The following is a 16,082-nucleotide window of genomic DNA, read 5'->3' as shown; positions in this document are numbered from 1 at the left end:
GCTCAACTAGGTCTTCAAGACGAAATAAAAACATTCTAATCAGAAAAATTTCTGATAGAATGTTTTAGTCTGTTAGTAATTTTAACTTATTTTTACGTACTTTAAATATTAAATCTGACAATCGTTTCAAATTATTCTTACTGGGAAATAACGGTAACGTAATTTGTGGAATCCCACGAATACTTTCATTGCATACATCTGATAAATAAATATCAGACTTTTTATTAAGTTTAGTAGAAATATCCACGTTTTTATCGAAGTAATGATTTAGTGCATGCACAATATAGTCTCTGGTTGATCGATTACCAGAAAAGTCCACGCACAAAGACACGCGATCTTCTACGCTACCATCTGGTAATTCGCTCACTAGTTCAAGTAAATAATTATTAGCAATTCTAGCTCGTTCTTGGTCTGTTGCATCCAATTTAAAAACCTGAATTAATGAATCAGTTAACTCAAACGCAATTGACTGTAACCCAGGAAAATCCCTTGCAACTTGAGATTCATAACTTGTCGCATCCATAAAACCAATCTGAAAATCAAAAATTAACAACTTGTGGTTTAATGTGCTCAATTTTTCAGCAGCTTTCCGCAAATCATCATCAGAAACGAGATCATGTTTTAGCATTTTAGTGTTTAACAAAATTTTTTCAAACTGTAGTAATGCAGTATTAAAACTACCATTGATCCCTGTAGAAAATTCAACTTTGTCATTGCTAATATAATCTTGACTAACCAAAAAAGACATTAAATATGCCATTTCTGAACAAACATCTGACTTATCAAAGTATGCAACATGATTACTATAAAATCTTTGAATAATGTCGACATTATCATTCTTAACGGGCTTAACAATATCCCTAATATTAACGAAGTTACGATGTTGAATTCTCTGTGCTTGAATCTGAAAGAATAACCGTAATTCTGCCTTTTCGCTAGGTGTTAAAGAAAGCTTATACGTCATTACTAAGGTGTTTACAAACTTGGTCGTAATTTCACTTAACTCTGGAAAAGGATCCTCGATACCATGGAAATAGTGATAATATATTTTTGTAATTTGCATTCGTCTGGTAAATTCTTGGTGCACATTCAAAATTGCTGACCTTGTAAACATGTTAGTCTGGTTAAATTCATTATCAATCTTAGATCTAAGATTATAATACTTGGCCTGGCTGATGAAGTGATCACTTGTAAACATTTGACGAGTTTCTTTTTGATCATCAATGTATTCGAAATTAAAAACGTCAAATAACATTGATTGTTTTAATAAATATAATTGTGCATGACGATAAAAAACAAAATCCACATTTTGACTTACCACATCACCATCTTCAACAGCGATTTTCACATCATCGCCAATTGAATTAATTGAATGCGTGATTTCATCCAGCGTTTTATTTAATTTATAACGAGAAATTTGCAACATGTTAATAATGTACCTAATTGAGACGACACCATCACTGGTTGCCGCAATCTCAGATATCAGACGAAGTTTAAGTTGATCGTCATTTGTTAAAAAAATCCAATAGTCCAAGCTATCTCCCCCTCACTTGGAACGAGTAAAACAACTACTCGAAAAAATGTGTTTGTTAGTTCTTACCCCAAAAATAAATCAGATTTAAAGCTACAAATACCTTTTAATATCGGCTGCGGTCTCATAACTTGTACTATTAGAAAACGACTTGGCATCTTTAGCCTGACGACATAAGTAGACATACGTTCTAACTCGTAATTCCAAATCTTCCAACTTTACATATTCATGGCCTGGTCCGGCGTTAACCTCCATGACCCATGGATGACCGTCTTTATCAATTGCAACGTCAATTCCTAAGGCAGAAATTGAATAGCTGTAATGATCCTGAAACGCCTGCGGTAATGTAGTGCTCATTTCGTTCAATTCATGAAGTAGTTTTTGAGGTTTTTCAGGATAAAGTCCATCTATTAACGTATCAAGCCACACTAGCCCACCGCCAACGTGCATATTAGAAACGACTTTATTTAGCACGCCTATCTCAACGTAACTCTTAACTAACTCAAACCGACCCATCTCGTTTTTACGCACTAGCATTCTGACATGAAATGGATTACCGTCATCCGTTGTAGTGTCAATCAAAGGCTGGCAAACATAACTTGATAGAGAGAGATTATTTAGGAATGAGTCAAATTGAGTGTTATCTAGGTGATTATCTTGCTCACTATTATCAATGACGGTACTTGTTTTAAATCCTTCATCCTCCTTATATATCTTAACAATGCCACGTGCCAAACGACCATTACCAGGTTTAATGATGACGGATCCGTACTCATTAAGCATTTCAAGAATTTGTTGTTTGCTTGTAACATTCACGGTCGGAATAAAATATGGTTTAAACGCTGGGTCGTTTTTAAGAAAAGGATACATACTGCTTTTTGATCCAATCCTGTGATTCATCACCAATGTATATTTCGATAATTTATTAAGAATTTCAGCATTATTTTTATTAACCAAAATATTGTCAATGACGGATGGAAAGCTGAATTCTCTATTGATCCACTCTCCGTTGTCAAAAAAACTACCGTCAACTTTATTTTTTTCAAAATTAAAATCATCAAATGTGCATAAGTAAGCATTAATTCCATGTGCACGCGCAACGATAACAAGATTGCGCAGATAAACATCAGGATGAGTAACCTGATACTGTCCACGGATAATTGCGACTTCCATCTCCTTTTGTCCCCCTATCATTTTTCCCAAGGATATTTTCCATTCTCATCTCTGGGCGTATTCTTCATCATTTTTTTTGTTCGACGATCCATGCGTTTTTCATTGCGCTTGCGATGTCTATGTCTAACAACTAATACCGCAGTTCCAATTACCACGTAGATCACCAACCGCATAAACATCTGAATTGTATGCAAATACGTTGCCCCCAAAACAAAAAACATAGTCATCCTCCCTATCACTTGTAAACATAGTAATCATAATTAACCAGACCTGATAGAAAATGTTCACAGTCGTCAATCCGCGTCCTAAAATTATCGTGCCGTGCAAAGAAACCTCCCAGATATTTTTCAGGCCATCTGAAATACATAGCAACTTCTGGTAGAAAACAACCCGTATTAATTTCATGACGTGTTCTAAAAGTCTGCATTTTACGTAATCGATCAACGTCATATTGTTCAAGTAATTGATCATTGCCACTTTCATTAACTTTATCCACCATTTTGTTAGCAGCATTCAATAGTTCTAGAAGAGTTGGGTACGATGTGTCTCGTTTTTCAATAAAATCCAGATAAGTAAATACATTTTTTATTGCCAACTTCATATAATCGACATTGTTTCCAAAAATGGTCAACGACTCATTAACAGCGTATGAAATCCAGTGATCATGATACCGACCATAATCGTGTGCAACCATGTAATCTAACGATTCTTTCAGGTATTTTTTTGCTAATTTATTTTTAGTTAGTTGGTAGTAACGTGCCAGTGCAAATGTAATTTCACCATCATAATAAATAACTCTAAACTTATCTTTCAAGGTTAGATCGGTATTTAGAACATGCAGGTATCCATGATCTTTTCGTTGAAAATACTTTAATGCTTCTAATACCTGATTGATTTGTTCTTCATAAGAACGATCTCCAGTGATTTCCTCGTATTTGCAAAGCGCTAAAATAATCATGGCCTGCGAACCCAGTTTTAATTCATCCTGTCTCTTTTTGTAATGGTCTACAGAAAATAACGCATTATCTTTAGTAATTGTTAAATTTTCAAGACCATAATCAAGCGCTCTTTTAATGTTTGAGAAAGCATCAGTGTCATGCACATACTGACTGGCTTCCAAAAGTGCATAAATTGAAGAAAAATGCCGGACGGTGTTGTAATTTGTTAGAACCATCTGTAGGGCCGGGTAATATCCGTAAGCAAATTTCCCACTTTCCTTAATCTGAGCTTTCAAATATTTTTGACCTTGATTGATTACTTGCGTTAGCTCGCCATGCAAATCGGGGGTTATACGACTACCGATATTCAATCCTTCATCATTCAGAACATAGATATTGTCACCGTCGTAAAAGACCGACTTAGTGTTAAACACCCAAACCATATCAACTGATTTGGTATTCAGTTTATCCTTAATATTCCTTGACTGGCTAAAATAATTTTCTATTGACTTGTAGTCCGCTGTCATTTGAGCACCATTTACACCAACGACATGATTTTTGCTTGGCTTAAATAGTGCATTAGCATTAATTTCACTTTCCAACAATGCGTACTTAAAACTATCATCAAAGGAAATTCCCTTACGCCAATAATTATTTCGTTCAATCGATTTTAATTCAGACTCAAAAGTAATTTTTTGTTTGCCTTGTGTATTTATCACTAGATCAATTTTTATCCAGAAATTAGATTGTATTCCTTTCAATTTGCTTTCAATGTTGCCCCACACAGCATTAAAACTTTTCCCTTGAAAAAATTTAACCGACGCCTGATGTTCATGGTCAGAAATGGAAACTGCCATCGTAACTTTACCGTTTTGGAGCTGATTAGTATATCCTTGTTGTTTTATTAAATCTCGTATTTCGGCTAACTTAGAAGCCTTCATTGTGTCACATCCCAAATTTAAAGATTTCCAGAATTCCTATTACAATTATAATTCAAAGATTTGTTTCGTGATACGCCTTAACGTGTTTAATAAAGAATTATAGGGTGAAAACCTTATTCATTTTTTTGCTTTTTCTTAAAAAAAAAGAAGACTTGCTTTAACAAGTCTTCCTTTCTAACCCATGGGAGGAATTCGGGTAAAAATATTATTTGTCTTCACGACGCTTACGAGTACCTGCAAGTCCAAAGAGTGAAAGGGCAAATCCAATCAATCCAAGTTCTGCAAGACCACTCTTGGCATCTGAAGTCTGTGGTAACTTGCCGTTCTTGTTAGCTGCTGTGTTGGTGTCAGCTTTAACAGAAAGGTTAGTAGTATTAGTACTTGAGGAATTATTGTTACTTGAATTACCGTTGCTATTGGCTTTTGAAGCAGCACCATTTGCAGATGATCCTTCTGAACCTGATCCATTGATTGATCCGTTATCACTGGTTACGGTAACGGTAGCTGGTTCACTAGAAACACCATTTGTCGTTTGAACAACAGTTAAGATGTCACCGGGTTTTACAGTTCCGGCTGGAATGGTTACCTTAAAGTGACCATCATCACCAACAACTGTTGCAACAATTGGCTTGCCATTCTTAGAAATCGTAATTGTTGATCCTGGTGTTCCATCACCACTTACAGTTACATTACCATTACCATCAGTTGTTGCAGTTACATTAGTTGGTGTCTTAGCTGGTACGGTAACTTCAACTGGTTCACTAGTTTGACCATTAGTAGTCTGAGTAACATACAATGGATCACCAGCTTTTGCCTCGTTAGAAGGTACGGTAATATCAAACTTACCATCATCACCAACTGTTCCGGTACCAACAACATTACCATTGTCATCTTTGATGGTAATTGTTGATCCTGGTGTACCTTCGCCAGTGATTGTAACGTTACCATTATTATCAACAGTTGCAGTAACGTTAGTTGGTGTCTGAGCTGGAATAGTTGTTTCAACTGGAGTGCTGGAACCGCCGTTAGTAATTTGCGTTACATAGAGAGGATCTCCAGACTTAGCGTTTTCATCGGTGATGGTGATGTCAAATGTACCGTCACCTGTAACAACACCTGTCCCTACTGGATCACCACTTGCATTACGAACAATGATTCCTGAAACTGGTTCACCATGTCCAGTAACATGCACTCCGTCACCTGGATCATTCGTTGTCTGAACATCAGTTGGAGTGTCTGAAGGAATAGTTACAACGATTGGATCACTGCTACCATTCTTATCAGTTTGTTCAACATAAACTGCATCACCAGCACCGGCCTTATCCTTAGGTACAGTGACTGTAAACGTGCCATTACCATCGACTGTGCCAGTAGCAATTGGATCACCATTTTGATCCCTTACCAAAATACCGTCGCCTGGAACTCCTTCACCAGTGATAGTTGTGTCTCCATTTGGATCTTTGTTGGCATCAACGTCTGAAGGTTGTGGCGTTTTATCAGTGTCACCAGTGTTTTCAGCTGGAGTATCTATTTCGACTGGATCGCTAGTTTTACCATTAGTAGTTTGGGTAATATACAGTGGATCACCGGTGTTAACCTTGTCCTTTGGAATTTCAACTGTAAATGTGCCATTACCATCAACTGTTGCTGTGCCTAATGGGTCACCATTAGCATCTTTAACAATGATTCCTGAACCTGGCACACCTTTACCTGTTACATCAACATTATTGTCGTCATCACGTTGAGCATTGACATCGGTTGGCTTTGGAACAGTTGTATTAACTGTTGGTTCACCACTCTTGCCATTTTCTGTCGTATTGTCATAGTAATTTTGTTGAGAAACATAAATTGGTGATGCACTGTGTGCAATGTAGTTTGTATCTGAATCTGAGTCGGCATCTGAATCTGAGTCAGCATCTGAGTCGGCATCAGCGTCTGAATCGGCATCAGCATCAGCGTCTGAGTCAGCATCGGCATCCGAGTCGGCATCAGCATCTGAATCGTCATCAGCGTCTGAGTCGGTATCAGCGTCTGAGTCGGTATCAGCGTCTGAGTCAGCATCAGCATCCGAGTCGGCATCAGCATCCGAGTCGGCATCAGCATCTGAGTCGGCATCAGCATCTGAGTCGGCATCTGAGTCTGAGTCAGCATCAGCATCAGCATCTGAATCGGCATCAGCATCTGAATCGGCATCAGCATCTGAGTCAGCATCAGCATCTGAGTCAGCATCAGCATCCGAGTCGGCATCAGCATCTGAGTCGGCATCAGCGTCTGAGTCAGCATCAGCATCTGAGTCAGCATCAGCATCAGCTTCACTTACAGTTTCTACAAGCGTTGCAGAAACCTCTGGGCTGGTGTTTGTCTTTGAACCATCCTTACTATCCTTCTTAGATGCTTGGGCTTTAACAGTATCCCCACTCTTCGCATTATCATCAGTAGACGTAAAGGTAGTAGAATATGTTCCATCATCTTTTGCTGTAACTGTAGCTGAAGCACCAGTAGTTTCGTCAGTAATAACAACTGTTGATCCTGGTGTTGCTGTACCAGAAACAGTCCAACCTGTTGCATCGCTACCTGACACTTGAATTCCATCTGTTTCAGGGTCGGAATCGTTGATTGTCACAGTGACTTCTTCAGTTGTCGGATCTGCTGGTGTAGTGACTGTCTTTGGATCTCCAGTTTGATCTCCATCACTTGGTGTAACAGTTAACTGGGTGTTTGCCCCCACTGAACCTGGCACATCAACGGTGTAGTTACCATTTGAATCAGTTGTACCAGTATAGGTTCCACCGTCTGGGTCAGTTACCGTAATGGTTGATCCTGGTGTTGCTGTACCAGTTACTTCGTATCCGTCAGTCGTATTACCACTAACTGTTGGGTCATTCGTTAATTCTGGTGTGGTTTCAGATGCTGGAACATCAATAGTATTATTCAATCCCTCTGAGTCATTAACTGTATAAGTTGTATCTGCTTTTTCTCCTAAGGCTTCAACTAATGAGGCCACATCAGTATTGCCTTGATCACTTAACTTATAAGTAGTCGTGGTTGAACCATCATCATTTGTTACCGTATCATCGTTCGGTGTAAAATCATCACTTGTCAAGGAACTTAAATCAAGACCGTCAACATCGGTACTGATAACCGTACCTGCCGTGACTGCATCAGATAATGCGTCTGCTGGCGTTTGTCCTGCCGTTCCAGTAACTGGTGATAGTGTGATTGAGCCAACTACATCTTGTGTTGGGGTTGTCACGGTAATTGTTACTTTTTGTGCAACAACGTCCTTGTCTACATCTTCTTGTGACGCATTGACATTATCAATGTATGCACTACTTGGATCAACTTCTTTGAGTTGCGTCTTATCAACATTTTGATAAGCAATTGTTGTATCTGCACGAGTAACTGTGTTGTACAGCTTGGTTGCTTCATTAAATTGTTCGCCAATGAAATCACCAGTTGCTACACCAGCCTCGTCTAAGTTAGGATCAGTCCATTGAATTGGAATAATTGTTGTAGTGCTTGCCCCAAGGCCACCATCAATTGCTTGGGTAACCATATCATCAATACCTGATGCGAAGAGATTAGTAACGGTAGCAGTACCATCTGTAATTGCCGAAGCAATTGAATCTGAAACTACTTGAACTGCTGTTTTAAGAGCTGTAGCAGCAGGTGCACCAACTAAAGGAACTGCATTTAAATTATCAATAATTTTTGAAACAGCTGATTCATTATCTGCGGTGCCTTCTGTGCTAACACCTAGAGCCGCCTGAACACCTTGTGTTAATGAATCTACCCATCCATCAATGTAGAACTTGACCATTTTGGTAACAGCGTCAGCAACCGATGAATTACTGTACGCACTAATGGTTGTATTACCGTCAGCATCAGTTGTCGTTGTGGCATCAACCAATTCAGTGATCGCCACACCATCTTTCATCAGGTTGGCACCGTATGCATTCATATTTTCAGCATCTGTAGTTGCTTGATCAACAGATTGTTGATATGCGGCCGTCGAATCGCTTAATCCTGGGATTAAGCCTGCAGCACCAACTGCAGTACTAAAAATTTTAAGAGCGGCTTCAATTGGTTGAGCAATGTCTTGACTTAATCCATTAACAATGTCATTGGTCACAAAACTAGTGATTGCTTCCATACCAGCGCCATTAAAACTTGTCTTAACAATGGCTTTGTTCTGAATAACATCTCCAACCGCATATTCTGCAGCCAAATCAGTATCAGTAATTTGGAAGAGCTCACCGGTTGCTTCATCTTCCAATGTAATCCCGACACCAGAATTGTCAGTAACTTTAAAGTTACCAACCAATGTAGTTTGTGAAATTAAATCAGGAATTCCGACAGTTGTACCATGGGCGTTATCACCGGCAACTGATAAATTAATGCCAGACTGTTGTGCGTTAGCATATAGTACAGTGCCACGCGTTTGCAAATTATCACTGTCAGAGCTAATAGCGCCTTGATCATTAAAAATATCATTTGCTGGGGTATCGGTATTAGCCTGAGTGGAACTGTAATTAATACCATCAGTTGAAATAGAGATATCGTCATCTAAATCATCATTATTGGTATCGTTTTGTGCCTGACCATCTGCTGTGGTAACATCCCCATACTGTCCAGCAGCACGATCTGTATCGGCATTTGCTTTTTCAATCGTTGCGCTCGCAGTTGAACCTGTGCCTAAATCAGTGGTAGCACTGTTTTCTGCAGATGCTTGGTTTTCGCCACCGATAGTTCCTTTAAATAATGCATCACCAGTACTAGGGTTTGTTGCAGCACTTGCAGGATCTGATTGAGTAGTTCCGTTTTCTGTAGATCCATCATCCATAGTGATGGTAGGGTTTACACTTTCATCAGTAGTAACTGATCCACTCTTTACAACATCGCCTGCTTTAAGTTCTGTTGTATCAGATGAACTATTGCTTGCTGAGCTATCACTTGTTGCGGCGACTGCTTCAACTTTATTTGTGCCATTTGCTACGGCAGCATCTTTAGCCTGTGCTACTTCTGCGCTTGTTGGGTTAACCAGCACGCTACTTGAAGCACTAGCCGCCGTGCTAGTACTACCAGATGTACTTGCCTGACTGGTAGGTGCTGATGATGTAACAGTAGTCCCATTATTTGTTGTATCGGCATTAGCTGTTGTGGTAAATGTTAATCCAGCTGCTAGTGAAAATGTAGCAACTCCAGCAAATAACCACAATTTGCCTGCCTTATACATACGATAATGCAGCTTTTCTGTTTCCTTCTGCGTGACTAACGAACGATTATTCTTCGATAGATTTTTTGAACCTCTACTCATTATAGTTCCTCCTCCAATACTACTAACATATAAGTATTTCAGGATAGATCTCCCAAGCAATCCTGAACAAAGCTACAACAGTTAAGCATGTTCAGCTTTTTCTGTCATGGTTATAATGTACCAAACCAGGATTTTATTAACATTTGCTTAAGAAGATTTTATTCCATGATATTTCACCCTTATACTCAAAAAATTAATAGAAGAATAATGTAAGCAGTATGTTAGACGGCTTTTATCATGTGATAATCTTAATTAAATTATTTGAACTTATTTTCTCTAAAACAGGATTTTGAAATGTTTTCGTAACATTTGTTGAGTCAAAATCATTATAATTTTTAAAATTCATACAATTTTAAATAGGTATGTAAAAAGAGGATTGGAAATTACATTTCCAATCCTCTTTGATCGTCTATTTAAGTCTATTTACTTAATATCTTCCGAAATCTCAATCGTCCCATCCTTAACGTCAGCCTTCAATTGCTTAACATCAAGGTGATCCAAGTAGAAATCAGTAACCTTGTCACGAATTTGTTGTTCGATTACCCGACGTAACGGACGAGCACCCATTGCTTCATCGTAACCTTGTTCAATCAACCAATTCTTGGCATCATCAGTAACTTTTAATGTGATGTCTTTCTTAGCTAATGTGTCATTAACTTCACTGATCATCAAATCAACAATTTGTGATAAATCATCTTTAGTTAGATGACTGAATTCCACAATTCCGTTGAAACGGTTTAAGAATTCTGGTCTGAAGTAGGCTTCCAGCTTCTTCATTAATGATTCGTCTTTATCATCACTTGCACTTTCAGCACCGAAGCCGGCGTTAGAAGTAGCAATGACAACCGTGTTCTTAAAGTTAACCACGTTACCTTGTCCATCAGTCAAACGACCATCATCCATTAACTGGAGTAACAGTGTCAACACTTGTGGATGAGCTTTTTCAATTTCATCTAGTAAGACAATTGAGTATGGGTTACGACGAACCTTTTCGGTTAAGGTGTTGCTGTTGTCCTCGTAACCTACATAGCCGGCACTCGTACCAATCAACTTGGAAACGGCCGTTAAGTCAGAGTATTCGGACATATCCAACCGGATAATGTTTTCTTTACTACCGAACATATCTAAAGCTAACTGCTTTGCTAATTCGGTCTTACCAACACCAGTCGGTCCGACGAATAGGAAACTGCCAATTGGACGGTTACCTTCATCAAAACCAGCCCGGTTACGACGGATCGCACGAGCAACCATTTCAACTGCTTCATCTTGACCAATTACCTTGCCACGAAGCCTATCACCGATACCCTTCAAACGTTCAATATCAGAGGCGCCCATTTGTGAAACCGGAATGCCAGTTAATCTTTCCACAGACGCAGCCACATCGTTAACGGTAGCCACAACTTTTTGATCTGGTTGATCATCATCAGCGTTCTTCAATTGACCTTCCAATTTTTCAACAGTTTGCTTTGCTTTTTGTGCTGTCTCGTAATCTTCCTTATCAACGGCACTCTTTTGATCAGCTTTAGCCTGTTTCAATTGAGCCTCTAGTGAAACCTTGTCGGTAACGGGATGCTTTGCTGAAAGATGAGCGGCTGTCATATCAAGTAAATCAATCGCCTTATCTGGTAATGTGCGTTGTGGCAAGTATTGAACTGAGTAGTCCACTGCTGCCTTAATCACATCATCTGGTAACGTTACATGGTGATGTTTCTCGTATAATCCGCGAACACCGTTTAAAATCTCAACAGTGTCTTCTGGAGTTGGTTCGTTGACCGTGACTTCGTTGAAACGACGAGCCAACGCGGCGTTCTTCATAATCGTGTTGCGATACTCATCTTGAGTAGTAGCACCAATCACGGTAATCTCGCCACGGCTCAAAGCTGGCTTGATCATATCAGCCATGCCCTTTGATCCAGCTTCTTCACCAGTTGAACCGGCGCCTAAGATTTGGTGAATTTCATCAAAGAACAAGATAACGTTACCCTTTTCCTTAACTTCTTTCACTAAATCCTGAATGTTTTGTTCAAAACTGCCACGGTACTGAGTTCCTGCTTCAAGGTTGGAAAGGTCAATACTAATAATTTCTTGATCTTTAATAGCAGCCGGTACGTTGCCCTTCACAATTGCTTGAGCCAAGCCTTCCACAATTGCTGTCTTACCAACGCCAGCATCCCCAACCAAAACAGGATTATTCTTAATCCGCCGACTTAAAATTTCAGCGGTTTCTTGAATTTCTTTGCTACGACCGATCACAGGATCAAGCTTACCTTCGCGAGCTTCTTGGGTTAGGTTACGACCTAGCTTTTCAAGAATTCCTGTTTTTTGCTTAGGTTGGTCTGCAACGGCAATGCCGCCACCGTTTGCTTGTCTCTGTGCTGCTTGTTGCCGTAATTGTTCAAATTGTTCTGGAGTTACTTCCTTGCCGTTCACAATATAGCGACGGTTTGCATCTTGTTCACCGTTTTCTGGCATCATGCCATTAAAAATGTCATCAAAATCGTTGTTACCAAAGAACGGATCGTTTCCAAAAAATGAGTTTGCCATAAACAAATTCCTCCTTCATTCGAGCGGAAGTCCTGATTAACTTCTTCAACTGAGAAATATTAGGCTCCCGCCCATCTATTTAAGATAGTTAGTTTCTAATTCGCGCAGAACCTCCCACATACTTTGATGCATTGTTTGAGCCAGTGCATCGAGGTCTCGCAAGTTCAACGAGGTGGCGTCGGACTGTGTCTTATTAAATGACTTATGAATCGTTGAGTATCCATACCCAGCTGACTTGGCGACGTGGTAAATCGTCAGATCATTATCATCCAAGTAAGCTTTAACATCAATTTCCATTTTCCTTTCCTCCTCAGTTAATACTATAACACATTTGTGGAATATGGTCAAGGTTGGTCAAACATTTTAGAGAGTGTGGAGGAACCTGGGTTGAAGCTGTCAGATAAGGAATCTTTGACCATTAAGTGCGTTTTTTGCACTTAATGGTCAAAGATTTTTTATCTGGTAGGCTTCAGGGTTCTGGAACACGTTTAGTCTAGCTTAAGTATCCAGTATTAATCACAAATATAAGCCACCTACCTTAAAACAGAACCATTAAATTCGCAATTAACTATTCAGTTGTCATTAAAACTATTAGAAACATATCTAACACCATTTTAAATAACTACATCTGCCAACTTACCAAACTCCTCATGGAAACCAACCGCCAAAAAGCGTACACTGAAATATTCTATCCACGGAGGTCTAGATCGTGCACGCAACATTGATTTTTATTTACTTATTATTCGCAGGAACAGCAGCTGGGTTAATCAGTTCAATGGCTGGGTTAGCTTCGTTAATATCTTACCCGGCACTGTTAAGTCTTGGACTACCGCCAGTTAGTGCCAATGTAACAAACACAGCCGCACTCGTGTTTACTGGTATTGGTTCTGGTATTTCTTCCACCAAGGAACTGAAATCGCACAAATCAGATACGATTAGGGTTACCATTCTGTCATTACTGGGTGCGATCATCGGCAGCCTATTATTAACCTTAGCTCCGGCCAAAACTTTCCAAAAAGTGGTACCATTTTTTATTCTAATGGCTGGTATTCTGATGCTATTTTCTATTCGCCGAAAACCTACGACTGATTTATCGATGAATCAAAGTACACAATCATTATTAAAAAGACTCTTTATCGACCTAGCAATCCTTTCGGTCGGTGTCTACGGCGGCTATTTTGGCGCTGCGGCAGGTGTCATTCTGCTGTCCATTCTAAGTATTTCATTAACGGTGCCACTACCGGTCAGCAACGCCATCAAGAATTTTACTTCTTTGATATCTAATTTAATTGCGATTTTAATCTATGCGTTTACTACCAAAGTTTATTGGCTAATGGTTATTCCAATGGGTATTGGTATGTTCATTGGTGGATACATTGGTCCAATTATTGTTCGTCATGTGCCAACCAAACCTTTGAGAGTTTGTATTTCGGTTGCCGCCTTTGGTTTAGCTAGTTATTTGTTTTATGGGGCTTATTTGAAATAATCATTACCATATTTTGTATACATGTTATGCATGTACATGTAAACCATGTATAATAAGAGATATAAAATGTTAGGAGGTAGCTAAACATGAATAATATTCCAATACCAAAAATAAGTGAAATTCTCAGTGAAGAATTTTTGAAACCTTTAGATATTTCAGCCTATGCTTTATCAAAACAAATTAATGTACCAACTTCTAGAATTCAAGACTTGCTCCATGATCGCAGACAGGTCACAGTGGATACATCAATTCGGCTTGGCCGATTTTTTGGTGTCTCTGACCAGTACTTTTTAAAACTTCAAAACGATATTGACGTCCGCAACGCAGAACTTAACCATGGTGAAGAGTATTCAAAGATTGTTAAGTTTGAAAAGATTTAATGAGTTTATTAATAGATCACTTGCTATTTTTTGCCGAAACGTGAAATAAAAGACTGAACCACATCATATAACAAGCAAAGCACGCACCATTTTTTTTTGATTTGATCACTTGCTATTTTTTTCGCCGAAACGTGAAATAAAAGACTGAACCACATCATATAACAGACAAAGCACGCACCACCCATAGTTCGGGTGATACGTGCTTTGTCTGTTATATGAGACGGTTCAACCCGTCTTTTATTTCACTCTACTTTGTTAATAGTCCTTCCTTAACCAAGAACTGCCGTGCCACAACTGAGGCTTTTTTATGCTTGACCGTGACCTGATAATTCATCTCACGCATTTGCTTTGTCGTAATTTTACCGCTGAGCTTATTTAAGCTCTTCACGATTCCCTTATGACTCCTTGCAAATTGATTTGTCATCAGCGGAGCACCTTGATACGTTGGGAAGAATGACTTATTGTCCTTTAACGTAACCAAATGATATTCACGCACCTGCGGATCTGTTGTGTAAGCGTCCGTTACATTGACCTTCTTATTAGCCAGTGCCGCATAACGTAGCGTTGGTTCCATAATTTTAACTGACTTAAAATCAAGACCGTAGTCCTTCTTCAATCCTGGATACCCATCTTTTTGTTGCGCAAAATCTGTATCGAAAGCAGCTGTGAATTCAGTTGAAACTCGGCTGAGATCGGTTAAGTTATGCAAATCATACTTTTTTGCGTCTGACTTACGGACAGCCAACGCATAATCATTTTGATACTTCATCGGTTTCAAATAATCTAACCCATATTGCTTGTTAAGCAACTTCTTAGCTAGCTTGTACGATGTCTTCGGATTATGACTGACATTCTTCGGCGTTTTGACCAAGGATTGTAGTACTGTTCCTGTAAATTCTGGATAAATATCAATCTTGCCACTTTGTAGCCCCTTAAATAGGAAACTCGTCCCACCAAAATTGGGCTTTAAAACTACATTAACCTTGCTATTATCGGCCTCAATCAGGTCCTTATACATATTAATCAGAACCTCGGGCTCACCACCCATTTTTCCGGCGATGGTGATCGTTTCCTTAGGTTGAGTAGCTTCATGATAAATTGTGCCACCGGCCACTAGTGCGGCCAGAATTGCGACACCAACCGCCAGTTTTTTAAACGAAACTTTTGCCAGTACCTTAATTAACCAGCTGGCCAAAATTGCCAGTAATGCCGACAATACGGCGCCGGCAATCAATGCATTATTATTATTGGTCTGGATACCAGTAATGATGTAAGTACCAAGTCCCCCACCACCAATCAAGGCTGCTAGGGTAGCAGTACCAATAATCATGACCACCGCAATTCGAATACCGGATAGAATCATCGGCATTGCCAATGGTATTTGAACCCTAAACAGCTTAAATCGCCTCGACATACCGAACGCATCCGCTGCTTCAATTAACAATGGATCAATATTAGTTAATCCTGCATAGGTATTTTGAAAAATCGGCATAACCGCATACAAAACAAGTGCAATGATCGCTGGCACTGTTCCAATGCCGACTAACGGTATCAACAGTCCCAAGACAGCCAAACTCGGAATGGTCTGAATCACACTTGTTACTTGCAAGACAAATTCGCCCCAACGACGGTGATTAATCAACGCAATCGCCAGTGGTACCGCAATGATAATCGCAATGATTGCCGCAATCAACGAAATGAAAATATGTTGTCCAAGCGAATCGATCAGTGCTGAACCATTTTTGGCAATATAACTAGTAAAAGAATTCATC

The 16,082-nt window shown here is 39.3% G+C and carries 10 protein-coding genes; 2 read left to right on the top strand and 8 right to left on the bottom strand.

The features are described from left to right. Positions 1 to 64 precede the first annotated feature (64 nt). The 7 genes from FD16_RS06600 to FD16_RS06570 all read right to left on the bottom strand — a co-directional run bounded on the left by FD16_RS06600 (position 65) and on the right by FD16_RS06570 (position 12,741). A complete protein-coding gene (locus FD16_RS06600; RefSeq protein ID WP_056938541.1) occupies positions 65 to 1,534 on the bottom strand; it encodes a hypothetical protein in 1,470 nt (489 codons plus the stop codon). A gap of 90 nt (positions 1,535 to 1,624) precedes the next feature. Then, positions 1,625 to 2,704, bottom strand: a complete 1,080-nt coding sequence (locus tag FD16_RS06595) for a YheC/YheD family protein (RefSeq protein WP_010621187.1) — start codon at positions 2,702 to 2,704, stop codon at positions 1,625 to 1,627. A 17-nt stretch (positions 2,705 to 2,721) separates the two neighbouring features. After that, positions 2,722 to 2,925: a hypothetical protein gene (locus FD16_RS06590; protein WP_010621186.1), complete on the bottom strand. Its 204-nt coding sequence runs from the start codon at positions 2,923 to 2,925 to the stop codon at positions 2,722 to 2,724. A gap of 14 nt (positions 2,926 to 2,939) precedes the next feature. Further along, positions 2,940 to 4,583 carry a beta-L-arabinofuranosidase domain-containing protein gene (locus tag FD16_RS06585; RefSeq protein ID WP_010621185.1) on the bottom strand — a complete coding sequence of 548 codons (1,644 nt, stop codon included), beginning with the start codon at positions 4,581 to 4,583 and terminating at the stop codon, positions 2,940 to 2,942. Between the two features lie 205 nt (positions 4,584 to 4,788). Continuing rightward, complete coding sequence (locus FD16_RS06580) at positions 4,789 to 9,900, bottom strand: Ig-like domain-containing protein (RefSeq protein ID WP_010621184.1); 5,112 nt, start codon at positions 9,898 to 9,900, stop codon at positions 4,789 to 4,791. Positions 9,901 to 10,323: 423 nt separating this feature from the next. Continuing rightward, on the bottom strand, positions 10,324 to 12,444 hold the full coding sequence (locus FD16_RS06575) for an ATP-dependent Clp protease ATP-binding subunit (protein WP_010621183.1): 2,121 nt from the start codon (positions 12,442 to 12,444) through the stop codon (positions 10,324 to 10,326). Positions 12,445 to 12,519: 75 nt separating this feature from the next. After that, positions 12,520 to 12,741, bottom strand: a complete 222-nt coding sequence (locus FD16_RS06570; RefSeq protein ID WP_010621182.1) for a hypothetical protein — start codon at positions 12,739 to 12,741, stop codon at positions 12,520 to 12,522. A gap of 478 nt (positions 12,742 to 13,219) precedes the next feature. On the opposite strand from FD16_RS06570, the gene FD16_RS06565 reads away from it, so the two are divergent. Both FD16_RS06565 and FD16_RS06560 read left to right on the top strand, forming a co-directional pair. Then, positions 13,220 to 13,930, top strand: a complete 711-nt coding sequence (locus FD16_RS06565; RefSeq protein WP_235778149.1) for a sulfite exporter TauE/SafE family protein — start codon at positions 13,220 to 13,222, stop codon at positions 13,928 to 13,930. An 86-nt stretch (positions 13,931 to 14,016) separates the two neighbouring features. After that, entirely contained in the window at positions 14,017 to 14,310 is a 294-nt protein-coding gene (locus FD16_RS06560) for a HigA family addiction module antitoxin (protein ID WP_010621180.1), read from the top strand. A gap of 247 nt (positions 14,311 to 14,557) precedes the next feature. Here the strand turns inward: FD16_RS06560 and FD16_RS06555 are convergent, their stop codons facing one another. After that, the gene (locus FD16_RS06555) at positions 14,558 to 16,081 is read right to left on the bottom strand and encodes an ABC transporter permease/substrate-binding protein (RefSeq protein WP_010621178.1); all 1,524 of its coding nucleotides are present in this window, start codon (positions 16,079 to 16,081) and stop codon (positions 14,558 to 14,560) included. Position 16,082: the final 1 nt, after the last annotated feature.

The sequence above is a fragment of the Paucilactobacillus suebicus DSM 5007 = KCTC 3549 genome, assembly GCF_001434475.1.
Classification (GTDB): Bacteria; Bacillota; Bacilli; order Lactobacillales; family Lactobacillaceae; genus Paucilactobacillus; species Paucilactobacillus suebicus.
Note: the sequence above shows the minus strand (reverse complement) of the source record. Positions and strands in the feature narration are given on the sequence as shown.

Coding starts and splice junctions, on each gene's coding strand:
- FD16_RS06595 (WP_010621187.1), bottom strand. CDS start 2,704: ATGGAAGTCGCAATTATCCGTGGACAGTATCAGGTTACTCATCCTGAT.
- FD16_RS06560 (WP_010621180.1), top strand. CDS start 14,017: ATGAATAATATTCCAATACCAAAAATAAGTGAAATTCTCAGTGAAGAA.
- FD16_RS06555 (WP_010621178.1), bottom strand. CDS start 16,081: ATGAATTCTTTTACTAGTTATATTGCCAAAAATGGTTCAGCACTGATC.
- FD16_RS06585 (WP_010621185.1), bottom strand. CDS start 4,583: ATGAAGGCTTCTAAGTTAGCCGAAATACGAGATTTAATAAAACAACAA.
- FD16_RS06580 (WP_010621184.1), bottom strand. CDS start 9,900: ATGAGTAGAGGTTCAAAAAATCTATCGAAGAATAATCGTTCGTTAGTC.
- FD16_RS06590 (WP_010621186.1), bottom strand. CDS start 2,925: ATGTTTTTTGTTTTGGGGGCAACGTATTTGCATACAATTCAGATGTTT.
- FD16_RS06565 (WP_235778149.1), top strand. CDS start 13,220: ATGGCTGGGTTAGCTTCGTTAATATCTTACCCGGCACTGTTAAGTCTT.
- FD16_RS06575 (WP_010621183.1), bottom strand. CDS start 12,444: ATGGCAAACTCATTTTTTGGAAACGATCCGTTCTTTGGTAACAACGAT.
- FD16_RS06570 (WP_010621182.1), bottom strand. CDS start 12,741: ATGGAAATTGATGTTAAAGCTTACTTGGATGATAATGATCTGACGATT.